Below are 25,524 nucleotides of genomic sequence, written 5' to 3' on the forward strand. Positions count from 1 at the left end.
ACGTACCCAGGGTCATGACGCAGGAAGGCATGGACGTTTGCCATGACAGAAATCAAGCCCCGCGCGGGGCTAAAGGAATGGCTCGGCCTCGTGGTGATCGTCCTGGTCACCCTGCTGATCGCCATTGACATCTCGGTACTCGGCTTCGCGATCACACCCATCAGCGAGTCCCTGAAGCCGAGCGCCACCCAGCTGCTGTGGATCATGGACATCTACAGCTTCGTGCTGGCCGGCGCGCTGATCACGATGGGCTGGGTCGGCGACCGATTCGGCCGTCGGAAGCTCCTGATCATCGGCGCCCTGGTCTTCGGCGTCGCCTCCGCACTCGCCGCGACGGCGGACACCCCCGAGATGCTCATCGGCGCGCGCGCCCTGCTGGGGCTCGGCGCGGCGACCCTGACGCCGACCTCCCTGGCCCTGATCCGCAACATGTTCCACGACTCCAAGCAGCGCAAGTCGGCCATCGCCGCCTGGAGCGGCACCCTCGCCACCGGGGCGGCCCTCGGGCCGGTCGTCGGAGGTCTGCTGCTGAACAACTTCTGGTGGGGTTCGGTCTTCATGATCAACACCCCGGTGATGGTGCTGGTGCTGATCCTGGCCCCGATCCTGCTGCCGGAGCGGCGCGATCCCTCGCGCGGCAAGCTGGACGTGCTCGGCGCGTTTCTCTCGATCGCGGGCATCATGCCGTTCATCTACGGCCTCAAGGAGCTGGCCGTGGACGGCTGGTCCGGCGAGTCCGCGATCTGGGCCGGTGTCGGCGCCGTCCTGCTCGTCGCCTTCGTGCAGCGCCAGCGCATGACGTCGCACCCGCTCATCGACATCTCACTGTTCCGCTACGGCGGCTTCACCGGGGCGATCCTGACCAACCTGATGGTGATGTTCTCGTTCATGGGCGTCAGCATCCTCACCAACCAGTTCCTCCAGATGGTGCTGGGCATGACGCCCTTCCGGGCGGCTCTGTGGTCCATGGCGGTGATGCCGGCGATCGGGATCGCGGTCGGCCTCGTCTCGGCCCTGTCCCGCAAGGTCAAGCCGGTCTACCTGGTCGCCAGCGGCATGCTCGTGATGGCCCTCGGATTCGGTGTGCTCAGCCGGCTCACGGTGGACTCGAACGTCGCCCTCCTCCTGGTGGGCGTGGGCCTGATGGCCGCCGGCATGACGGCCTCGAAGACTCTCACCGCGGAGATCGTCGTCACCTCCGCACCGAAGGAGCACGCCGGATCGTCCACCGCCACCTCGGAGACCTTCACCGAGTTCGGCAGCGCGTTCGGCTTCGCCGTCATCGGCAGCATCGGGTCCGCCATCTATCGGCATGACATGGACGCGGCGAACCCGGCCGGTCTCGGCGGAGAGGCGCTGGACGCGGTACGCAACACGATCGGCGGCGCCGCCACCGTCGCCGCCCAGCAGCCGGCCGCGGTCGGTGCCGAACTGCTCGCCACCAGCCGCGAGGCCTTCACCCACGGCCTCCAGGTGGCAGCGCTCTCCGGGGCCGCCGCCATGGTCGTGGTGGCCGCGATCGTCGCCATGCTGCTGCGCAAGGTACCGATCGAGACGGGCGACCCGATCGACCCGTACGACATCGACGCTCCGGCGACCGTGCCCTCCCCCAAGCGCATGCAGCCCACCGCGGGCTGAACCGGCACGGGTCACGCGTGGAAGGGGGCTGGTTGCCCACCCGGCCGGGTGGGCAACCAGCCCCCTTCCACGCGCGTAGCGCCAAACTGTCAGGTGAGCGGCTTCTCGCCGTTACGGATGCGGCCCAGCACCTCGATGCCGTCCAGGACCCGCTGGAGCCCGAAGGTGAAGTCGTCCTCGGGCTCGTCGAACGCCCCGGCCTCCAGCAGCTCGACGAGAGCGGGGAAGGACGCGGAGTCGGCGTACTTGGCCAGCGCGCGGCCGTAGTTGGCCATCAGATCCGTGTCGCTGATGTCCTGGGTGACGACACCGAGCGACATCTGCACGTTGTTGCGCACGTAGCCGATCATCAGCATCATCACGGACAGCTTGTCGTCCGGCCGCAGGGTGGTACCTCCCAGCGTGCGCAGGCCGCACTCCAGCCAGCTGAGCTGACCCGGCTCCAGGGGCGGACCGCTGACCGAGATCTGCAGCATCCAGGGGTGCCGGCGGAAGACCTCCTGGAACGCGCGGGCCCACTGCTCCAGCCCGCCCCGCCAGTCACCGTCGGCCGTGTCGATGCGGGGCGGGGTGCCGTAGGCCATGTCGAGCATCAGCTGCCGCAGCTCGTCCTTGCTCGACACATGGCGGTACAGCGACATGGTGCCGAAGTCGAGGCTCTTGGCCACGCGGGACATGGACAGACCGGCCAGACCGTCGGCGTCCGCCGACTCGATCGCGGCCGTCACGATGCGCTCGACACTCAGACCGGTACGCGCCGTGCGCTGTTCCCGGTTCCGCAGTTCCCAGAGCACCTCGATGCTGTTCGGCAGGCCGACGCCCTCCGTGCTCGTTCCTTCGCCAGTCGTCATCTCGTGCCTGCCTTCATCAGAGCCCTTCCATGCGTATCACGCACGCATAGAGCATCGTATACGCCCCGGGTCCGCCGTACGCGGAGCCGGTGTGAGACCGAGGTGGAGAGACGGTACGGCACCGCGCGCGGTGCCGTACCGGGCGGCCCACGCCCGTCTCCCGGTGGAGCTGGTCAGACGCCTGCCGCGGCGGCGGCCAGCTCCGACGACGGCCGGCCGAGCAACTGCCTGCACTGCCGCAGACCGCGCGCACTGTTCCAGCCCAGACCGCCGACGAGGACCCCGTCACGGTGGTACGCGGCGACGAACTCCCGGTCCTCGGCCGAACCGCTGATGATCTCCGTCCGTGCGTCGGGCGGGCACCAGCCGATGGTCTGGATCTTCTCCCCGAACTGATGCGTCCAGCCGAAGGGCACGGGGGTGTACGGCTTCGCTCCCGCTTCGCCCGCCAGCAGGTTCGCGGCGACCGCCATGGCCTGCTGGGCGGCGTTGGTCCGCTGTTCGAGCCTGACCCGGGCCCCGGCCACCATGGGGTGGGGCCAGTTGGCGACGTCTCCCGCCGCCCACACCCCGGGGGCGGCCCGGCAGTAGGCGTCGCACAGGACCCCGTCGCCCAGGGGCAGTCCGGAGTCGGCGAGCCAGTCCACGGCGGGCACGGAGCCGATCGCGACGACGACCAGGTCCGCGTCGACGACGGTGCCGTCCGACAGCATGACGCCGCGGACACGCGTGCCGTCCCGGGCCATTCCCACGACATCGGCGCCGAGAACGAGCCGTACCCCGTTGTCACGGTGCAGGCCGGCCACGAGCCCGCCGATCTCGGCCCCGACCTGGCGCGCGAGCGGCTGGTCGTTCGTGTCGATCAGGGTCACGTCGAGTCCGGCACCGCGCGCCGTGGCGGCGACCTCCGCACCGAGGAAACCTGCCCCGATCACCGCCACCCTGGGCCCCGCCCGGAGCGCCTCGCGCAGCCGGACCGCGTCGTCCAGCGACCGCAGGACGTGGACGCCCTCCAGTCCGTCCCCGCAGGGCAGCCTGCGCGGCCGAAGACCGGTCGCGATGACCGCCGCGTCGTAGGGCAGCCTCTCGCCGGTGGAGAGGGTGATGGTGCGGGCGGCCTGGTCGAGGCCGGTGGCCCGGCAGCCGAGACGCAGATCGACATCGACGGCCGCCAGCACGTCCTCCTTGCGCAGCCAGGTGCTCGGGGGCTCCCAGCTCTCGCCCAGCAACTCCTTGGAGAGGGGCGGGCGGTCGTACGGCGGATGGCGTTCGTCGCCGACGAGCGTCAGCCCGCCCTCGTACCCCTTGGCCCGCAGCGTCTCCACCGCGGTCAGTCCTGCGGCCGCCGCGCCCACGACGACTATCCGGTTCAGCACACTCGCTCCTCGTCTCCGGTCGGTGCTCACGCGAGCGCCCGGTGCCGCTCCCGGCAGGGCCTGCCGGGAGCGTCCCTACGCCTCGCCGTCGAGAATGTCGAACAGCTCGTCCGCGGTGGCCGCGCTCAGGTCATCCGCGGGAACGTCCTCCCCGAAGAGCGTCCGGCGCAGGTGCGCGGCGAGCTCGGCGGCCGAGGGGTAGTCGAAGATCAGCGTCGGCGCCAGCCGGCAGCCGGTCACCTCGCCCAGTCGGTTCCTGAGTTCCAGAGCCGTCAGGGAGTCGAACCCGATGTCGAGGAATCCGCGCTCGGCCGGGACGGCCTCGGCGCCCGAGTGCCCCAGAACGGCGGCGGCGTGACCGCGCACCAGGTCCAGCAGAGCCCGTTCACGGTCCTCTGCGCCGAGGCCTGCGAGGCGTGCCACCAGTGCGGCGGGATCGGCGCTCTTCGTGCGGCTCCGGACCACGGGACCGGCCTCGGTGAGGACCATGTCCCGCAGAAGGGGGTGCAGCGCACCCGGCTTCGCCTTAAGGGTCGGTACGTCGACGGCGAGCGGCACCAGCGCCGGCAGCCCGGAGCGCAGACCGGCGTCGAAGAGCCGGAGCGCGTCGGCCGGGGCGAGAGCGGGCAGACCGCGTGCGGCCATGAGACGGGCGTCGTCGTCGATGGCCTCGGTCAGTCCCGTGGCGACGTCCCACAGCCCGTACGCCAGAGAAGTGGCCGGCAGCCCCTCCGCCCGACGCTGCACCGCAAGCGCGTCCAGGAACACATTCGCCGCCGCATAATTCGCCTGCCCCGCCGCCAACACCGAACCACCCGCCGACGAGAACATCACGAAAAACTCCAACCCACACCCACGCGTCAACTCATGCAAATACCACGCACCATCCGCCTTCGCCCCCAACACCCGATCCAACCGGACCCCATCCATCGAACCCACCAAACCGTTATCACCCGCACCCGCCGCATGCACCACACCCACCAAACCAGCACCCACACCCGCCACCAGATCCGCCACCGCAGACCGATCCGACACATCACACGCCACCACCGACACCTCAGCACCCAAACCACGCAGTTCACCACACAGCTCCTCCACCCCCGGAGCCTCCACACCACGACGCCCCGCCAACACCAAACTCCGCACCCCACGCGCCACCACCAGATGCCGCGCCACCAAACCACCCAAACCCCCAGTACCACCCGTCACCAACACCGTCCCCTCCACCACCACGCCCGGGACCACGCCCGACACCGTGTCCGATACGGGCTCGCCGGCCGCAACCTCCACCAGACGCGGAACCAGCACCTCACCCCCACGCACCGCCACCTCCGGCTCACCCGAACCCACCACCACACCCACAACATCAGCGAACGAACCACCCGCAGGATCCACATCCACCAACACGAACCGACCCGGATTCTCCGCCTGCGCCGCCCGCACCAACCCCCACACCGGCGCCACACACACATCCACACCCACACCACCACCCACCGCAACCGCACCACGCGTCACCACCACCAACGGACCAGCCTCCTCACCCTCCAGCCACCCCTGAACCGCCTCCAACACCCCACCCAACACCGACCGCACACCCACCACCGGATCCACACCCACCGACACCGGCACCTCAAACACCCCACCAACACCAGCACCACCCTCAACCACCCCAGCAACCACCAACGGCCGCCACACCACCTCATGCAACCCACCACCCCCACCCGACCCCACCAACTGCTCCACCGACACCGGACGGAACATGAGTCCGCCGACCGTGGCCACAGGGGCGCCGTTCTGGTCCGCCAGGTTCATCGTGAGGCTGTTGGCACCCTGGGGCGACAGACGCACCCGCAGCGAGCGGGCGCCGGCGGCGTGCAGGGACACGTTCGTCCAGGTGAAGGGAAGCTCGGTCGGCTCGTCGCCCGTGACGTCCTCACCGACCCCCAGCGCGTGCATGGTCGCGTCGAGCAGGGCGGGGTGGAGACCGAATCGTTCGGCGTCCCCGTGCGCCTGCTCGGGCAGTTCGACCTCGGCGAAGACGTCGTCCCCGCGCCGCCACACGGCCTTGAGCCCGCGGAAGACGGGGCCGTAGACGTAACCCTGCTTGTGGAGCAACTCATAGGCGTCGCTCGTCCGTACGGCTGTCGCGCCGGTCGGGGGCCATGCCATGAGGTCGAACGACGGCGCCGGCTCCCCCGCACCGCCACCCACCACACCCTCCGCATGCAACACCCAATCCGCTCCCGCACCGGCACTCTCCCGACGCGAATGCACCCGTACCGAACGAGACCCCACCTCATCCGGACCACCCACCACCACCTGCAACGCCACACCACCACGCTCCGGAACAACCAACGGCGCCCGCAACGTCAACTCCTCCACCACCCCACAACCCACCTCATCCCCAGCCCGCACCACCAACTCCACAAACGCCGCACCCGGCAACAACAACGACCCCAACACCACGTGATCCCCCAACCAACCCATCCCCTCCACCGACAACCGACCCGTCAACACCACACCACCAGAATCCGGCAACGCCACCGCAGCACCCAACACCGGATGATCCACCACCACTTGACCCAAACCACCCGCATCCCCACCACCCACACACTCCAACCAGTACCGCTCACGCTGGAAGGCATACGTCGGCAGATCGACGCGGCGCGCACCCGAACTCTCGTAGAAACGGGACCAGTCGACCGGCACACCGCTCACGTGCAGCTGCCCCAGCGCGGTCACCGTCGAAGCAACCTCCGGACGACCCTTGCGCACCATCGGAACGAAGACCGCCGCCCGCTCCGCGTCCACCGACTGCTGCGCCATCCCACACAGCACACCATCAGGACCGACCTCGACGAACGACGTCACGCCACGCGACACCACGAACGACACCGCGTCCGCGAACCGCACCGCCTCCCGCACATGCCGCACCCAATACCCCGCCGAACCCCAGTCCGCCGCCACATCCCCCGACACACCCGACACCACCGGAACCGAAGGAGCACCGAACGACAGCCCGGACACCACCGCCCCGAACTCCGCCAACATCGGCTCCATCAACGGCGAATGGAACGCATGCGACACCCGCAACACACTCGTCCTACGCCCCTCACCCGCAAACTTCCCCACCAGATCAGCAACCGCCACCTCAGCACCCGACACCACCACAGAACGCGGACCGTTGACCGCGGCGATACCCACCTCGGCATTCAGCAACGGCAGCACCTCGGCCTCCGTCGCCTCCACCGCCACCATCGACCCACCAGCAGGCAACGCCTGCATCAACCGACCACGAGCAACGACCAGCTCAGCCGCATCAGCCAGAGACAGAGCACCGGACACATGAGCAGCGGCAATCTCGCCCACCGAGTGCCCGACCAGGAAGTCCGGACGCACCCCCCACGACTCCACCAACCGGAACAACGCAGTCTCCACCGCAAACAACCCCGCCTGCGCGAACATCGTCCCGTTCAACAGACCGGCATCCTCACCCCACACCACCTCACGCAACGAACGCCCCAACCGGGCATCCAGCTCCCCCACAACCGCATCGAACGCCGCCGCGAACACCGGATACGCCCCATACAGTTCCCGGCCCATCCCGAGACGCTGCGCACCCTGACCCGTGAACAAGAAGGCCGTGGCACCGGTCTGCCGGGCCGATCCCCGCACCACCGAGGGTGACAGCTCGCCCTCGGCCAATGCCGTCAGACCCCGCACCAACTCCTCACGGTCCGCAGCCGCCACCACCGCACGATGCTCCAACACCGCACGCGACACCACCGACGAAAATCCCACATCCAACAACGACGGAGAAGGCTCCTCCGCCAGCCGTGCCAGCAACCGCGTGGCCTGGCCGGAGAGTCCGCTCTCGCTCTGCGCCGACAGCACGACGGGGACGACGGGGAGCCCGGTCACCGCCTCGGTCTCCGGCTCGTCCGTCACCGGGGCCTGCTCCACGATCACGTGCGCGTTCGTCCCGCTCAGACCGAACGACGACACACCCGCACGTCTGGGGCGATCCCGCACCGGCCACGCCCGCGACTCCGTCAGCAGCTCCACATCGCCCGCGTCCCAGTCCACGTGCGGGGAACGCGTCTGTGAATGGAGGGACTTGGGCAGCACTCCGTGCCGAATGGCCTGCACGGCCTTGATCACGCCACCGACACCGGCCGCGGCCTGGGTGTGGCCCAGGTTCGACTTCAACGAGCCCAGCCAGAGCGGATCGCCCTCCGGGCGGCCCTTGCCGTACGTCGCCAGCAGCGCCTGCGCCTCGATCGGGTCGCCCAGCCGGGTACCCGTGCCGTGCGCCTCCACCAGGTCCACGTCCGTGGTCGTGATCCCGGCGTTCTCCAGCGCGGCACGGATCACCCGCTGCTGCGACGGACCGTTCGGGGTGGTCATCCCGCTCGACGCGCCGTCCTGGTTGATGGCGCTGCCCCGGATCACCGCGAGGACCGGGTGCCCGTTCCGCTGGGCGTCCGAGAGGCGTTCGACCATGAGGACTCCGACGCCCTCCGAGCAGCCCGTGCCGTCGGCGTCGGCCGCGAAGGACTTGCAGCGGCCGTCCGCCGCCATGCCCCGCTGATGGCTGAAGTAAAGGAACATGTCCGGCGTCGTCATCACCGTCACGCCGCCCACCAGCGCCATGGAGCAGTCGCCCCGGCGCAGCGCCTGGCCCGCCCAGTGGAGGGCGACGAGGGAGGAGGAGCAGGCGGTGTCGACGGTGACCGCGGGGCCTTCGAGACCCAGGGTGAAGGCCACCCGGCCGGTGACCAGGCTGCCGTCGCTCGTGCCCGGCCCGTAGTCGTGGTACATGACGCCGGCGAAGACGCCGGTACGGCTGCCCTTCAGGGAGAGGGGATCGATGCCCGCACTCTCCACCGCCTCCCAGGACGCCTCCAGCAACAACCGCTGCTGCGGATCCATCCCCAACGCCTCACGCGGCGAGATCCCGAACAACCCGGCATCGAAATCAGCCGCGTCATACAGAAAACCACCCTCCCGCGTCACCGTACGATCCGGCTTCCCCGGCTCCGGATCGTAGATCCCCTCCACATCCCACCCACGGTCCACCGGAAACGCCGACACACCGTCCCGGCCCTCCACCACCAGATCCCACAACTCATCCGGAGAACCCACCCCACCCGGATAACGACACGCCATCCCCACGATCGCAATCGGCTCGGTGGCGTCGCCGGTGAGGCGGTCGTTGGCCGCGCGGAGGCGTTCGTTCTCGACCATCGTCGTGCGGAGGGCCGCGACCAGCTGCTCTACAGATGTTTCCATGATGTCCTCAGCCCTCGCTCGGGTTCCGGGTCGGGTCGGCGGACGCGAGCGCCGCGCGCACCAGGTCGTCGACGTCCATGGTCCTGATCGCTTCGCCGGCCTGTGCGGTCTCGTCCTGCGGGGCGCGCGTGCCGGATTCGGTGGTGGGTGCGGGTGCCGCGGGTCGGGCGGCCAGGTTCAGCAGCGCGTCCAGCAGGCCGGATTCCCTCAGTGCGTCGACCGGGATGTCCGCGAGGGCCTGCCGGATGGACGCGTCGGTCTCCGCGGCGCCCGGCCCGCTCGGCGCGGGGGCGGCGGGCTCGTCGGGGGTGTTGTCGTCGAGCCCCGGCGGGAGTTCGTCGAGGAGGAAGTCGGCCAGCACCGCGGGGCTGGGGTAGTCGAACATGAGGGTGGCCGGGAGTCGGAGGCCGGTGGCTTTCTGGAGCCGGTTGCGGAGGTCGATCGCGGCGAGCGAGTCGAGGCCGAGCTCGGTGAAGCCCTTGGAGACGTCGATGGTGGCGGGGACGCTGTGGCTGACTCCGGCGACCTGCTCGCGTACGACGTCGAGTACGGTGCGGCGGCGTTCGGCCGCCTTCATACCGGACAGCCGCTGTTCCAGGGGCAGTTCGGCAGCGGGCGCGACTGCCGCGGTGACGGCGGGTGCCCGTACCTCCTTGCGGGCGGCGGGCCGTTCCGGTGCGCCGAGCACGTCCTTGAGCAGGTACGGCGGTTCGGTCGTGGCCTGGCGGTCGCGTTCCACCCGGATCGGTACGAGTACCGGCCGGTCGATTTCCAGGGCCTCGTCGAGGAGGGCGAGGCCCTCGGCGGTCGGCAGGGCCGGCATGCCCATGGTGCGCATGCGCCGCAGGTCGGCGTGGGTGACGCCGCCCCCGAGACCGGTCCTGGTCTCCCAGAGGCCGAACGCCAGGGATGTCGCCGGGAGTCCGGCCGCCCGCCGGTGGGTGGCGAGCGCGTCCAGGAAGCGGTTGGCGGCGGCGTAGTTGCCCTGGCCGATGCCGACGACGAGTCCGGCGCAGGAGGAGAAGAGGATGAACGCCTTCAGGTCCAGTCCGCGTGTCGCCTCGTGCAGGTTCCAGGCCGCGTCCACCTTGGGCCGCATCACTGTGTCGACCTGTGCGGGGGTGAGGGCGGCCAGCAGGGCGTTGTCCATGACGGCGGCCGCGTGGACCACCGCCGTCAGCGGATGTGCGGCCGGTATCCCGGTCAGCAGGGCGTCGACCGCCGCCCGGTCGGACGTGTCGCAGGCCGCGAGGGTGACGCGGGCGCCGAGTCCGTGCAGGGCGTCACGGAGTTCGGTGGCGCCGGGTGCGTCCTGGCCGCGCCGTCCGGCGAGCAGGAGGTGGCGCACGCCGTGCCGTTCGACCAGGTGGCGGGCGACGACGGCGCCGAGGCCGCTGGTTCCTCCGGTGATCAGCACGGTTCCCTCGGCGTCCCACGGCAGGGCCGCCGCGGGTGTCTTCGCCGGGACCCTGGCCAGCCGGGGTATCCGTACCTCGGCGCCGCGCAGGATCGCCTCGGGTTCACCGGAGGCGGCCACGGCGGGCAGTGACTCGCGGGCCGTGGCACTGCCGTCGGTGTCGACGAGGACGAACCGGCCGGGGTACTCCTCCTGGGCTGCCCGCAGCAGCCCCCATACCGGTGCCTGGACGAGGTCCACGGCGGTGTCGCTCTCCTCGACGGGGAGGGCGTCACGGGTGACCACCATGAGGCGGGACCGGGCGTACCGCTCGTCCGCCAGCCAGGACTGGAGTGTGCCGAGGACCCGGCCGGTGACGGAGCGGACGGCCGCCGGGATGTCGTCGTGATCCGTGGCCCGCGGTACGGGCAGGAGGACGACGTCGGGGGCCGGGGCGCCGGCCGTCAGCGCGGCGCCGAGTGCGGAGAGGTCGCGGTAGGCGGTGCCGGGGCCGGCGGCGGGAGTGCCGCCGAGCACGGCCCAGCGGTCCGTGGCCGTGGCGACGGCCGCGCCGAGGGGCAGTTGCTGGGTGACCAGTTGGAAGACGGCCTCGTGTTCGCCGCCGCCCGCCGCGGCGGCCGCGTTGACCTTGGCCGCGGTGACGGGGCGGACCACGAGCGAGTCGATCGTGGCGACCGGGGTGCCCGTGGGGTCGGTGAGTTCGAGCCGTACCGCGTCGGACCCCTGTGACCGGTGGGATTCGACGGCGGTGATCCGCACCCGCAGCCGCGAGGAGCCGGCGGCGTGCAGGGTGACGCCGGACCAGGCGAACGGCAGCTGGGTGCCGCCGACGTCCTGGGGGCGGCGGCCGTCCATGAAGTCGGTGGCGCTCAGCGCCGCGTCGAGGATGGAGGGGTGGAGCCGGAATTCCTTGCCGACGTCCAGGGAGTCCTCCGGCAGGGACACCTCCGCGAAGGTCTCCTTGCCCCGGGACCAGATGCCGCGCAGGCCCCGGAACATGGGTCCGTAGCCGTAGCCCTGGCCGGTGAGGTAGTCGTACACACCGGAGATGTCGACCTCGGTCGCGCCCGTGGGCGGCCAGTCGGCCGGGGCGGGGGCGAAGGTGCCGGCAGGCGGCGCCTGTCCGGTCCCCGGGGCGAGCACGCCGCTGGCGTGCTTGCTCCAGGGGGCGCCGGCCGGGGCGTCGTCGGCGCGGGAGTAGACGGCGAGTGAGCAGCGCCCGCCCGCGTCCGGGGCGTCGACGACGACCTGGACGGCGAGTCCGCCGTGCGGCGGGAGCGGCATCAGTGCCTCGATGGTGAGTTCCTCCACCACCTCGCAGCCGACCTCCTCACCGGCCCGGATGGCCAGTTCGATGTAGCCGGTGCCGGGCAGCAGCACGGTGCCGAGGACGTCGTGGTCGGCGAGCCAGGGGTGGGTGCGGACGGAGAGGCGCCCGGTGAGCACGACGCCGCCGGCCTCCGGGGAGGCGACCACGGCGCTGAGCAGCGGATGCGCGGCCGCGGTCTGGCCGAGGCCGGTCACGTCGCCGCCGGCCGGACCGGGGGCGTCGAGCCAGTACGTGGTCCGGCCGAAGGCGTACGTGGGCAGTTCGACCCTGCGGGCGCCGCGCCCGTCGAGGACGCCCGCCCAGCCGACGCGGGGTCCGGCGACGTGCAGCCGGGCGAGGGCCGCGAGCAGGGTGGACACCTCGGGCCGGCCCTTGCGCAGGACGGGCACGGTGAGGGTGTCGGACGTGACGGATGCCGTGGCCTCGGTGAGTGCGGAGAGCACCGCGTCCGGGCCGAGCTCGACGAAGCGGGTGACGCCCTGGTCCGCGAGGTGGGCGATGCCGTCGGCGAACCGGACGGCCTCGCGGACGTGGCGTACCCAGTACTCGGGCGAGGTCAGCTGCTCCGCGGTCGCCTCGGTTCCGGTCACGTGGGACACGACGCGTATCGAGGGTGCGGCGTACGAGAGTGTCCCGGCGACCTTCCGGAAGGCGTCGAGCATGGGTTCCATGAGCGGCGAGTGGAAGGCGTGCGACACGGCCAGCCGCTTCGTCCGGCGCCCCAGCGCGGCGAAGTGCTCCGCGACCGCGAGCGTCTCCTTCTCCGACCCCGACACCACCACCGCCGACGGACCGTTCACCGCCGCCAGCCCCACCTCGCCGTTCAGCAGCGGACCCACCTCCGCCTCCGACGCCGCCACCGCCACCATCACGCCGCCGGCGGGAAGCTCCTGCATCAGCCGGCCGCGTGCGGCGACGAGTTCGGCGGCGTCCGTCAGCGACAGCACGCCTGCCACATGCGCGGCGGCGATCTCACCGATCGAGTGCCCCGCGACCACATCGGCCCGTACGCCCCACGACTCCACCAGGCGGAACAGAGCGGTCTCGACGGCGAACAACGCCGCCTGGGCGAACATCGTGCCGTTCAGCAGATCCGCGTCGTCGCCCCACACCACCTCGCGCAGGGAACGGCCCAGCCGGGCATCCAGCTCGGTGACCACCGCGTCGAACGCCTCGGCGAACACCGGGAACGCCTCGTAGAGCTCCCGTCCCATGCCCAGCCGCTGTGCGCCCTGTCCGGTGAACAGGAACGCGGTCAGGCCTTCGGCGGAGGAGGAGCCCGCCGACGTGACGGCATCCGCACTGTCCCGGCCCGCCGCCAGGTCGGCCAGCGCGCGCGTCGCCGCCTCGCGGTCCGCGGCCAGCACCACCGCACGGTGGTCCAGCACCGCACGCGTCGTCGCGAGCGAGAAGCCGAGATCCACCGGCGACTCGTCGGGGTGCGCCCCGGCATGGGCGAGGAGACGGCCCGCCTGGTCCCTGAGCGCCGCGGCGCTGCGCGCGGACAGCGCCAGCGGTACGACGGGCAGCGGTTCCGCGGAAGGAGCGCGGCCGTCCGGGCCGTCCTGCGCGCCGGGCGCGGTGTCGTCCCGAGGCGCCTCCTCGATGATGACGTGGGCGTTGGTACCGCTGAGCCCGAAGGAGGAGACCCCGGCGCGCCGGGGCCGGTCGCCCGCCTCCCAGGCGACCGGCTCGGTCAGCAGCCGTACGCCGCCGGCCTCCCAGTCCACCTGCGGTGACGGCTCGTCGACGTGCAGGGTCCGGGGCAGCAGTCCGTTGCGCAGCGCCATCACCATCTTGATGACTCCGCTGACACCGGCCGCGGCCTGGGCGTGCCCGATGTTCGACTTGACGGAGCCGAGCAGGAGCGGGCGGTCGGCGGGGCGGTTCTGGCCGTACGTGGCCAGCAGGGCCTGCGCCTCGATCGGGTCGCCCAGCCGGGTCCCGGTCCCGTGTCCCTCCACGGCGTCCACGTCGGCCGGGGTGAGGCCCGCCGCCGACAGGGCCTTGTGGATGACGCGCTGCTGGGAGGGGCCGTTGGGGGCGGTCAGTCCGTTGGAGGCGCCGTCCTGGTTGATGGCGCTGCCCCGGACCACGGCGAGGACGGGGTGCCCGTTGCGGCGGGCGTCGGAGAGGCGCTCCACCAGCAGGAGGCCGACGCCTTCGGCCCAGCTCGTGCCGTCCGCCGCGCCCGCGAACGCCTTGGAGCGTCCGTCGGCCGCGAGGCCGCGCTGCCGGCTGAAGTCGACGAAGATCTCCGGGGTCGGCATGACGGTGACACCACCCGCCAGGGCGAGGTCGATCTCGCCGGTACGCAGCGCCTGGCAGGCCATGTGGAGGCTGACCAGGGAGGAGGAGCACGCGGTGTCGACCGTGACGGCGGGCCCTTCGAGGCCCAGCGCGTAGGCGACGCGGCCGGAGGCGATACTGCCCGCGCTGCCGTTGCCGAGGTATCCGGCCAGGTCGTCGGGGACGTCGGTGACCCGGCTGCCGTACTCGTGGTACATCACACCGGCGTAGACGCCCGTCTGGCTGCCGCGCAGCGTCTCGGGGTCGATGCCGGCGCGCTCGAAGGTCTCCCAGGCCGACTGGAGCAGCAGCCGCTGCTGCGGGTCCATCGCGAGGGCCTCGCGGGGCATGATGCCGAAGAACTCGGGGTCGAACTCCGCCGCGTCGTAGAGGAATCCGCCTTCGCGCACATAGGTGCGGCCGGGGAGACCGGGTTCGGGGTCGTAGAGGGCGTCGGCGTCCCAGCCGCGGTCGGCGGGGAAGTCGCCGATGGCGTCGACGCCGTCCGCGACGAGGTCCCACAGGTCCTCCGGGGAGCGCACGCCTCCGGGGAAGCGGCAGCTGATGGCCACCACCGCGATCGGGTCGTCGTCGAGGGCCGCGCGCGGGGTGGCGACGGGAGCGGCCGGGGTGGTCGTGCCGGTGAGCAGGGTGTCGAGATATCCGGCCACCGCGCGGGAGTTGGGGTAGTCGAAGACCAGCGTCGCGGGCAGTCGCAGCCCGGTGGAGCCGGCCAGCAGGTTGCGCAGCTCGACGGCGGCCAGGGAGTCGAATCCCTGGTCGCGGAAGGCGGTGTCGGGTCCGACGGCCTCGGCGGTCGGCTGGCCGAGTACGGAGGCCACCTGGGTGCGGACCGTGTCCAGCAGGATGCGGGCCCGCTCGTCGGGGGTCGTCGCACCGGCCAGGCGGCGGTCCAGGGCGGAGGCCGCGGTGGCGGCCGCCCGGACGGTGCGGCGGGCGGGAGCGCGGCCGCGGCCCCGCAGCAGTGCGGGCACCTCGTCGCTGCGGGCGGCGAGCGCGGCCGCGTCGACGGTGAGGGGGACGACGACGGCGTCCTCGGTGACGAGGGCCGCGTCGAAGAGCTCCAGGCCCCGGTCGGCGGCGAGGGCCGGCAGGCCGAGGCGGCGCATCCGGTCCAGGTCCGCTTCGGTGAGGTCGCCGCCGAGACCGGTGCTGACGTCCCACATGCCGAACGCGATCGATGTCGCGGGGAGGCCGGCCGCCGTGCGGTGGGTGGCGAGCGCGTCGAGGAAGACGTTGGCCGCCGCGTAGTCGGCCTGTCCGGCGGCCAGGACGAGGCCGCCGGCCGACGAGAACATGACGAACGCGGTGAGGTCGGTGTCCCTGGTCAGTTCGTGCAGGTGCCAGGCTCCTTCCGCCTTGGGGCGGAGGACTGCGTCGAACCGTTCGGGGGTGAGGCTGCCGACCAGACCGCCGTCGGCGACCGCCGCCGCGTGCACGACGCCGCGCAGCGGGTGGCCGTCGTCGATCCCGGCGAGCAGGGCGGCCAGGGCGTCGCGGTCGGCCACGTCGCACGCGGCGATCCGGACCTGGGCGCCGAGGCCCGTCAGTTCGGTGGCGAGTGCCTCGGCACCGGGTGTGCCCGCGCCGCGCCGGCCGGCCAGGAGGAGGTGGCGCACCCCGTGCTCGGTGACGAGGTGGCGCGCGACGAGCGCGCCGAGGCCGCTGGTGCCTCCGGTGATCAGCACCGTGCCCTCGGTGTCCCACGGGGCGGGCCGTGCGGTCTCGGGGCCGGTGGCGCGTCCCAGCCGCGGTATCCACGACTCGCCGCCGCGCAGGGCGGATTCGGGTTCGCCGGCCGCGGCCACGGCGGCGAGCGCGGCCTCCGTCGCCTCGGACTCGTCCTCGATGTCGAGGAGGTGGAACCGGCCGGGGTTCTCGGCCTGCGCGGCACGCACCAGTCCCCATACGGGGGCCTGGACCGGGTCCACGTCCTCGCCGGGGTGCACGGGCACGGCGCGCCGGGTGACGACGAGGAGGGGCGCGGTGCCGGCTTCGGGGCCGGAGAGCCGGTCGCGTATCTCACCGAGTACCTGGCGGGTGAGGGTGCGCACGGCGTCCGGGACGTCCTGGCCGTCGGGCGCCGCCGGGCAGCGCAGGACGGTGTACGCGGTGGTGCGGCCGGGGTCCGCGGTGACCGGCTCCGCACGCTGCCAGACGATCCGGTGGAGGGCGGCGGACGGCGCTCCGGAGGCTGCCGCCAGCTGCTCCGGCGAGACGGGGCGGGAGACGAGCGACTCCACCGTGGCCACCGGTGCGCCGCTCTCGTCGGCGACCATGATGGCGGACACCTCGTCGCCGCGTATCCGCTGGATGTGGACGCGCAGCGCGGGGGTCCCGGCGGCGTGCAGGGTGACGCCGTTCCAGGAGAAGGGCAGCAGGGTGGCCGCGTCGTCGGCCGGGTCCGTCAGCAGGTCGGCGTGCATGGCCGCGTCGAGGAGCGCGGGGTGCAGGCCGAAGTCCGCCGCCTCGTCGCGGGCGGGGCCGTCGAGGGCGACCTCGGCGAACACGTCGTCGCCGCGCCGCCACGCCGCGCGCAGGCCCTGGAAGGCGGGGCCGTAGGCGTAGCCGCGCTCGCCCAGCCGCTCGTAGGCGGACTCGACGTCGACCGGGGTGGCGCCGGCCGGCGGCCACTGGGTGAGGTCGAAGGCGGCTTCGGGTGCTGCGCGGGTCAGGGTGCCGTGGGCATGCCGGGTCCACGGGGCGTCGGGGTCGGACGAGGCGCGCGAGTGGATGCCGACCGTGCGGGCCCCGGAGGGGTCCGGGGCGCCGACGACGACACGCAGGGCGACGCCTCCCCGGGCCGGCAGGGTCAGCGGCGCTTCGAGGAGCAGCTCCTCGATCCGGCCGCAGCCGACGTGGTCGCCCGCCCGGATCGCCAGCTCGACGAAGCCGGTGCCCGGCAGCAGCACGCTGCCCAGCACGCCGTGGTCCGCGAGCCACGGCTGGGTGCCGGTGGCGAGCCGTCCGGTGAGGACGACGCCGCCGTCGTCCGGTGTCGCCACCGCGGCGCTCAGCAGTGGGTGGGTGACGGCTTCCAGACCGGCCGCGTCGAGGTCGCCGGGGGCGGTGGCCAGGTCGAGCCAGTAGCGCTGGTGCTGGAAGGCGTAGGTGGGCAGGTCCGGGCCCCGGCCGGTGCCGGGGAGGCCGAAGAAGGCGTTCCGGTCGAGGGTGACACCGCGCGTGTGGGCTCGGCCGGCGGCGGTCAGGAGTTCGCGTGCCTCGGGCCGGTTGCGTCGCAGCGACGGGATGAACGCCATCCCGTCCGCGTCCTGGACACAGTCCTGCGCCATGCCGCTGAGCACGGCGTCCGGGCCGATCTCGATGTACGAGGTGACGCCATGGTCCTCCAGGAACCGGACCGCGTCCGCGAACCGCACCGCTTCACGCACATGCCGCACCCAGTAGTCCGCGGTACCCCATCCTTCCGCCAGGTCCCCGGACACACCCGACACCACGGGGATCGAGGGTGCGCCGAACGACAGCCCGGACACCGCGGCGCCGAACTCGGCCAGCATCGGCTCCATCAACGGCGAGTGGAAGGCGTGCGACACCCGCAGCGTGCTCGTCCTGCGGCCCTGTTCCCCGAACGTCGCCACGAGCTCGCGCACCGCCGCCTCCGTGCCCGAGACGACCACGGAACGCGGCCCGTTGACGGCCGCGACGCCCGCCTCGCCGTTCAGCAGCGCGAGCACCTCGGCCTCCGTGGCCTCCACGGCCACCATCGAACCACCGGCGGGCAACGCCTGCATCAAACGGCCCCGGGCGACCACCAGTTCGGCCGCGTCGCCCAGGGTCAGGGCGCCGGACACGTGGGCGGCCGCGATCTCGCCGACCGAATGGCCCACCAGGAAGTCCGGGCGCACGCCCCAGGACTCCAGCAGCCGGAACAGCGCGGTCTCCACCGCGAACAGTCCGGCCTGGGCGAACATCGTCCCGTTCAGCAGACCGGCGTCCTCGCCCCACAGCACCTCACGGAGCGGACGTCCCAGCCTGGCGTCCAGCTCGCCCACGACCGCGTCGAACGCCGCCGCGAAAGCCGGGTACGTCTCGTACAGCTCCCGGCCCATCCCGAGGCGCTGCGCGCCCTGCCCCGTGAACAGGAACGCGACCCTGCCCTCACTGACCGCGTCCCGCACCGGCCCGGCGCCGGAGGCCAACGCCTCCAGGGCGGCGGCGAGTTCGGTACGGTCGGCGCCGATCGCCACGGCTCGGTGGTCCAGGGCGGCGCGGGTCGTCGCGAGGGCGTGGCCCGTCGCGGCGAGGGCGTCGTCGGGTACGGACGCGAGGTGGCCGAGCAGGCGCGCCGCCTGGGCGTTCAGCGCGTCCGGGGTCCTTGCCGAGAGCGGCCAGGTGACCGGGCCGGGGGTGGGCCCGGCCGGCTCGGTCTCGTCCGGCGCGATGACGGCGGGCGGCCCGGTGACGGCGGGCGGCTCCTCGATGATCACGTGGGCGTTGGTGCCGCTGATGCCGAAGGACGACACCCCGGCGCGGCGCGGACGGCCGTGCGCCGGCCAGGCGGTGGGCCCGGTCAGCAGCGCGACGGCGCCGGATTCCCAGTCCACCTGAGGTGACGGCTCGTCGGCGTGCAGGGTCGCGGGCAGGGTGCCGTGACGCATCGCCTGCACCATCTTGATGATGCCCGCCACACCGGCCGCCGCCTGGGTGTGGCCCATGTTGGACTTGATGGAGCCGAGCAGCAGGGGGCTGCCGTCCGACGGGCGCTCCTGGCCGTAGGTCTCCAGCAGCGCCTGGGCCTCGATCGGGTCGCCGAGAACGGTGCCGGTGCCATGGCCCTCGACGGCGTCGACATCGGCCGGGGTCAGACCGGCCACGCTCAACGCACGTCGGATGACCCGCTGCTGGGCCGGGCCGTTGGGTGCCGTGAGGCCGTTGGAGGCTCCGTCGGAATTGACGGCCGACCCGCGGACGATGCCGAGGACCCGGTGACCGTTGCGCTCGGCGTCGGAGAGCCGCTCCAGCAGGAGCATGCCGACGCCCTCGCCCCAGCCGGTGCCGTCGGCGCCGCTGCCGAACGACTTGCACCGCCCGTCCGCGGCCAGGCCGCGCTGCCGGCTCATGTCGACGAAGGTGTCGGGGGTGGACATGACGGTGACACCGCCCGCGAGGGCGAGGGCGCAGTCGCCGCGGCGCAGGGCCTGGGCGGCCCAGTGCAGGGCGACCAGGGAGGACGAGCAGGCGGTGTCGACGGTGACCGCGGGGCCTTCGACGCCCAGGGTGTAGGCGACCCGGCCGGACACCACGCTGGCGAGGCTGCCGTTGCCGTGGTAGCCGGCCACGTGCTCGGGCAGCGGGCCGAGCCGCAGTCCCCAGTCGTGGTACATCACGCCGGCGAAGACACCGGTGTCGCTGCCGCGCAGGGCGTGCGGGTCGATGCCCGCGCGTTCGACGGTCTCCCAGGCGATCTCCAGCAGCAGTCGCTGCTGGGGGTCCATGGCCTGGGCCTCGCGGGGGCTGATGCCGAAGAACTCGGCGTCGAAGTCCGCCGCACCGTAGAGGAATCCGCCCTGATCGGTGAGGCTCTTGCCGGGTGTGCCGGGCACGGTGTCGTGGATGTCGGTGGCCCAGCCGCGGTCGGCGGGGAACGCCGAGACGACATCGCGTCCTTCCTCGACGAGCTGCCACAGTTCCTCGGGCGAGGTCACTCCGCCGGGGTAGCGGCAGGCCATGGAGACGATGGCGATGGGGTCGTCGTCAAGGACGGTGGCTCCGGCCGGGGCGGGCAGGCCGGCCTGCCGTTCCGCGTCGCCGCCGAGCCGGGAGGCCAGGTGGTCGGCGAGGGAGCCGGGCGAGGGGTAGTCGAAGACGAGAGTGGCCGTCAGGGGCAGGCCCGTGGCGGAGCCGAGGCGGTTGCGGAGTTCGACGGCCGCGAGGGAGTCGAAGCCCATCTCGTTGAAGGCCCGCGTGGTGACGACGCGTTCGGGTCCGTCGTGTCCGAGGACCGCGGCCACCTGGGTGCGGACCAGGTCGAGGAGTGCCTCGCCGCGCTGCGCGCGGGTCAGACCGGCCAGGCTGCGCGCCAGGGACTGCTCGACGCTGATCCCGCCGCCTCCCACGGCGCGGCGCGGCGCACGGACCAGGGCACGCAGGAGCGCCGGTACGTCACCGCCACGGGCGTTGAGCGTGCGCAGGTTCAGCCGTACGGGCAGGACGGCCGGGTGGTCCGCGGTGGCGGTCGCACGGTCGAGCAGCGCGAGGTTCTCCGCGACGGACAGGGGCTGGAGGCCGAGGCGTTCGATGCGTCGCAGCGCTGCTTCGTCGAGGCTGCCGCCCATGCCGCCGGTGCCGGTCCACAGTCCCCAGGCGAGCGAGGTCGCGGGGAGTCCGAGGGCGGCGCGGTGGGTGGCGAGGGCGTCGAGGAAGACATTGGCGGCGGCGTAGTTCCCCTGTCCGGCACCGTCCAGGACGGTGGCGGTGGAGGAGAACAGGACGAACGCCGACAGGTCGCTGTCGCGGGTGAGTTCGTGCAGGTTCCAGGCGCCGTCGGCCTTGGGCCGCAGGACGGTGTCCAGGCGGGCGTCGTCGAGGGAGTCGGCCAGGGCGTCGTCCAGCACCCCCGCCGCGTGCACCACGGCGCTCAGCGGCAGCCCTTCCGGTACGGCGGCCAGGGCGCCGGCCATCGCGTCGCGGTCGGCGGCGTCGCACGCGGCGATCACGACCTCGGCGCCCAGCGCGGTCAGCTCGGCCCGGAGCTCCTCGGCGCCGGGGGCGTCCGCGCCCCGGCGGCCGGTGAGCAGCAGTCCGCGTACACCGTGCGCGGCGACCAGGTGCCGGGCGACCGTGGCACCGACTCCGCCGGTGCCGCCGGTGATCAGGACGGTGCCGTCGGTGCGCCAGGGGGCGGCGGGGTCCGGTGCCTGTGTGGTGCGGGTCAGCCGCGGTACGTACAACAGGCCGTCGCGCAGCGCGATCTCGGGCTCGTCCACGCCGGCGGTGAGGCGCAGCAGTTCGTCCGTGCCGAGGGAGCCGTCGGTGTCGAGCAGGAGGAAGCGGCCGGGGTGTTCGGCCTGGGCCGAGCGCACCAGTCCCCAGACGGGCGCCTGGGCGAGCCCGGCCGGTTCGCCCGCGGCGGCGGCGACCGCGCCCCGGGTGAGGACGGTGAGCCGGGCGGTGGCGGACCGCTCGTCGGCGAGCCAGTCCTGTACGGCCGTCAGCGTGGTACCGAGGACGGTGCGGACGTCGGCGGCGATGTCGGGACCTGCGGGTGCGGCGCAGGTGTGGACGGAGGCGTCGGGGTCCGGCCGGGTGGCGGCGGGGGCCGGGAGCGGGGTCCAGCGGATGTGGTGGAGCGCGTCGGGGTGGGCGGTGGCGGCCAGTTGGCCCGGGACGAGGGGCCGGACGAGGAACGAGTCGACGGAGGCCACCGGGGCGCCGGTGGCATCGGCCAGTTCGATGGCGACCTCGTCGGTGCCGGTGGCGGTGACGCGCGCCCGCAGCGTGGTGGCGCCCGCCGCGTGCAGGGTGACACCGGTCCAGGCGAAGGGCAGCAGAACGCGGTCGTCCGGGGTGTCGGTGGTGGCTGCCGTGGCGAAGTCGGTGGCATGCAGGACCGCGTCGAGGAGCGCGGGGTGGAGCCCGTAGGCGGAGGCCGGGTCCCCGGCCGTGTCGGGCAGCCGGACCTCGGCGCACACCTCTCCCTGTCCGGTCCTCCAGACGGCTCGCAGCCCGTGGAAGGCGGGACCGTACCCGTAGCCCTGCGCGGCCAGGTCTCCGTAGAGGCCGGTGATGTCGAGGGGCTCGGCGCCGGGGGGCGGCCAGGTGCCCGCCGCGAAGTCCGCGGCCTGCTGCCCGGAGGGGTCCCGGGGGGCGAGGCGGCCGGTGGCGTGGCGGGTCCACGGGGCGTCGGCGGGGGCGTCCTCGTCGCGTGAGTAGAAGGTGACGGCGCGGCGGCCGTCGGGGCCCGGGGCGTCGACGACGATCTGGAGGGCCACGCCGCCCGTGGCGGGCAGGGTCAGCGGGGCCGCCATGACGAGTTCGTCGAGGCGTTCGCAGCCGGTCTGTTCACCGGCCCGGACCGCGAGGTCGACGAACGCGGTTCCGGGCAGCAGGACATGGCCGTCGATCACGTGGTCGGCGAGCCATGGGTGCGAGCGCAGCGAGACCCGTCCGGTGAGGACGGCGCCGCCGGTGTCCGCGAGGCCCACCACCGCGCCCAGCAGGGGGTGGTCGGCTGCCATCTGGCCGAGGGCGGTCGCGTCCTGGGCGGCGTCGGGGGCGCTCAGCCAGTACCGCTCGCGCTGGAAGGCGTAGGTGGGCAGGTCCACGCGGTGGGCGCCGGTGCCGGCGAAGAAGGCGTGCCAGTCGACACGGGTGCCACGCGTGTGGGCGACGGCCAGGGCGCCGAGCACCTGGTGCGGTTCGTCGTGCCCGCGTCGCAGGAGAGGGGCGAAGACGGCGGACGGGGCGGCGCTCGCACGGCCCATGGCGCAGAGCACCGGGTCGGGCCCGAGTTCGAGGAAGGTGGCGACGTCCCGTTCGGTGAGCGAGGCGACGGCGTCGTGGAAGCGTACGGGCGCGCAGATGTGCCGCACCCAGTGCTCGGGGTCGGTGAGTTCACCGGCGGTGGCGATCCGGCCGGTGAGGGCGGAGACGACGGGGAGCTTCGGCGCGCGGTAGGTGAGGATCCGGGCGACCTGCCGGAACTCTTCGAGCACGGGTGCCATCAGCGGGGAGTGGAACGCGTGGCTGACCCGGAGCCGCTTCGTGCGGTGGCCGTCGGCCTCCAGCCGGGCTGCGAGGGCGGTCACGGTGTCCTCGTCACCGGACAGGACGACCGAGCGGGGGCCGTTGACCGCGGCGATGCTGACGGTTTCGCGGCAGTCCGTGAGGAGCGGCTCCACCGTCTCCTCGGCGGCCTCCACGGCGATCATCGCGCCGCCCTCGGGCAGTGCCTGCATCAGGCGGCCGCGTGCGGCGACGAGGGTGGCGGCGTCGTCGAGCGAGAGCACTCCGGCGACATGGGCGGCGGTCAGCTCACCGATGGAGTGCCCGGCCACGTAGTCGGGCCGGACGCCCCAGGACTCCAGGAGCCTGAACAGGGCGACCTCGACGGCGAAGAGGGCGGCCTGGGCGTACATGGTGCGGTCCAGCAGGGCCGCCTCGGGGGTGTCCTCGTCGGCGAACAGGACGTCCCACAGGGAGCGGTCGAGCTGGAGGTCGAGATAGCCGATGGCGTTGTCGAGGGCCTTGGCGTAGACGGGGTAGGCGTCGTACAGGCGGCGCCCCATGGCCAGGCGCTGGCTGCCCTGGCCGGTGAAGAGGAACGCGGTGCCGCCGCTCCCGGAGACCGAGGTGAACACCTCGGGGGTGTCGCGGCCGTCCGCCACGGCGTGCAGTCCGGCAAGGAGGCCCGCGCGGTCACCGGCGAGCACCACGGCACGGTGGGGCAGCGCGGAGCGGGTGGTCGCGAGGGAGTGGGCGAGGTCGAGCGGCCGGGCGCCGGGGCTGTTCTCGATGTGCGTCAGCAGGCGGCGCGCCTGGTCGCGCAGGGCGGCGTCGCTCTTCGCGGAGAGAGCCGCCGGGAGCGGCCTGCCGTCCTCGTCCGGGGCGCCGGAGTCCGCGGCGTCGCTCTGCTCGTCCAGGGCGGGCGGCTCCTCGACGACGATGTGGGCGTTGGTGCCGCTGACGCCGAAGGAGGAGACGGCGGCGCGGCGGGGGCGCTCGCCCGGTGCCCACGGCACGGGTTCGGTCAGCAGCCGGACCTCTCCCGCCGACCAGTCGACGTTGGGCGAGGGCGCGTCCACGTGCAGCGTCGCGGGCAGCAGGCCATGACGCATCGCCATGATCATCTTGATCAGTCCGGCAGAGCCCGCCGCCGCCTGGGTGTGCCCGATGTTGGACTTCACCGAACCGAGCCAGGCCGGCCCCGCGGTGCGTCCCTGCCCGTAGGTGGCGAGCAGTGCCTGGGCCTCGATGGGGTCGCCGAGCGTCGTACCGGTGCCGTGCGCCTCGACGGCGTCGACCTCACCGGCGGTGAGTCCGGCGTCCGCGAGTGCCTGGCGGATGACCTGGCGCTGGGCCCGGCCGCTCGGTGCGGTCAGGCCGTTGGACGCGCCGTCCTGGTTGATGGCCGTGCCGCGTACGACGGCGAGGACCGGGTGGTTGTTGGCCCGTGCGTCGGAGAGGCGTTCCAGGACGAACACGCCGGCGCCCTCGGCGAAGGCGGTGCCGTCCGCGGCGGCGGCGAACGCCTTGACCGTGCCGTCGGCCGCGAGACCGCGCTGCCGGCTGAACGCGGTGAACACGCCGGGGCTCCCCATGACGGCGACCCCGCCGGCCAGTGCCAGGGAGCACTCGCCGCGCCGCAGCGACTGGACGGCGAGGTGGAGTCCGACCAGTGAGCCGGAGCAGGCGGTGTCGACGGTCAGCGCGGGGCCTTCCAGGCCGAGCGTGTAGGCGACCCGGCCGGAGACCACGCTGGGTGCGTTGCCGCTGAGCAGGTATCCGTCCAGGCCGTCCGGTGCCTCGTGCAGGCGCATCGCGTACTCCTGCGGCTCCGCGGCGACGAAGACGCCGGTCCGGCTGGAGCGCAGGGTCCGCGCGTCGATCCCGGCCCGTTCCACGGCCTCCCACACGGTCTCCAGCACGAGACGCTGCTGCGGGTCCATGGCGAGCGCTTCACGGGGACTGATGGAGAAGAAGTCGGCGTCGAACTCGGCCGCTCCGGACAGGAATCCGCCGTGCCGGGCGTAGGTGGTGCCGGGGGTCGCGGGGTCGTCGTCGAAGAGGCGGTCGAGGTCCCAGCCCCGGTCGGCGGGGAAGTCGTCGCGGATGTGGGTGCCCTCGGCGACCAGCCGCCACAGGTCCTCGGGCGACGACACGTCACCGGGGTAGCGGCAGCCGATGCCGACGACGGCGATCGGGTCGTCGGTGGCGACGCCCGGCGCGACGACCGGGTCGGGAAGGTCGGGCAGCCCCAGGGCCTCGGTGCGCAGATGGGCGGCGAGGGCGGCCGGTGAGGGGTGGTCGAAGGCGACGGTAGGGGGCAGGGCGAGGCCGGTGGCCGCGATCAGCCGTGCGTGCAGGGCCACCAGCGCCACGGAGTCGAGCCCCAGCTCGCGGAAGGCGCGTGCCGGGTCCACGGTCTGCGTGGTGTCCGGCCGGGTCTGCCGCAGGACGGCCGCGGCGTTCTCGCGCACCAGGTCCAGCAGCACCCGGGTCTGCTCCGAGGTGGGGAGGGATTCCAGCTCACGCACGAGTGCGGCCTGCCGCTCCGTGCCCCCGTCCGGCACACCGTCGGTGCCAGAGACGAAGTTTTCCGACTCAGTCATCTGCACTCCACACAATTGT

Annotated in this window: 4 protein-coding genes and 1 pseudogene; 1 reads left to right on the forward strand and 4 read right to left on the reverse strand. The window is 72.9% G+C overall.

The window, feature by feature from the left end; all coding sequences use genetic code 11:
* Positions 1-42 precede the first annotated feature (42 nt).
* On the forward strand, positions 43-1,638 hold the full coding sequence (locus ACIQMX_RS00040; RefSeq protein ID WP_363078915.1) for an MFS transporter: 1,596 nt from the start codon (positions 43-45) through the stop codon (positions 1,636-1,638).
* A gap of 89 nt (positions 1,639-1,727) precedes the next feature.
* On the opposite strand, the gene ACIQMX_RS00045 is transcribed toward ACIQMX_RS00040, so the two are convergent.
* From ACIQMX_RS00045 to ACIQMX_RS00060, 4 genes and pseudogenes are all read right to left on the reverse strand, one after another.
* On the reverse strand, positions 1,728-2,489 hold the full coding sequence (locus ACIQMX_RS00045) for a TetR/AcrR family transcriptional regulator (RefSeq protein WP_363078914.1): 762 nt from the start codon (positions 2,487-2,489) through the stop codon (positions 1,728-1,730).
* Between the two features lie 173 nt (positions 2,490-2,662).
* The gene (locus ACIQMX_RS00050; RefSeq protein ID WP_363078913.1) at positions 2,663-3,865 is read right to left on the reverse strand and encodes an FAD-dependent oxidoreductase; all 1,203 of its coding nucleotides are present in this window, start codon (positions 3,863-3,865) and stop codon (positions 2,663-2,665) included.
* 75 nt (positions 3,866-3,940) lie between these two features.
* A pseudogene (locus ACIQMX_RS00055) lies at positions 3,941-9,139 on the reverse strand (beta-ketoacyl synthase N-terminal-like domain-containing protein); the annotation flags it as partial.
* 25 nt (positions 9,140-9,164) lie between these two features.
* Positions 9,165-25,505, reverse strand: a complete 16,341-nt coding sequence (locus ACIQMX_RS00060) for an SDR family NAD(P)-dependent oxidoreductase (protein ID WP_402474003.1) — start codon at positions 25,503-25,505, stop codon at positions 9,165-9,167.
* Positions 25,506-25,524: the final 19 nt, after the last annotated feature.

It is taken from the genome of Streptomyces sp. NPDC091416, from assembly GCF_044756845.1.
In the GTDB taxonomy this organism is placed as follows: domain Bacteria; phylum Actinomycetota; class Actinomycetes; order Streptomycetales; family Streptomycetaceae; genus Streptomyces.

Coding starts and splice junctions, on each gene's coding strand:
- ACIQMX_RS00040 (WP_363078915.1), top strand. CDS start 43: ATGACAGAAATCAAGCCCCGCGCGGGGCTAAAGGAATGGCTCGGCCTC.
- ACIQMX_RS00045 (WP_363078914.1), bottom strand. CDS start 2,489: ATGACGACTGGCGAAGGAACGAGCACGGAGGGCGTCGGCCTGCCGAAC.
- ACIQMX_RS00060 (WP_402474003.1), bottom strand. CDS start 25,505: ATGACTGAGTCGGAAAACTTCGTCTCTGGCACCGACGGTGTGCCGGAC.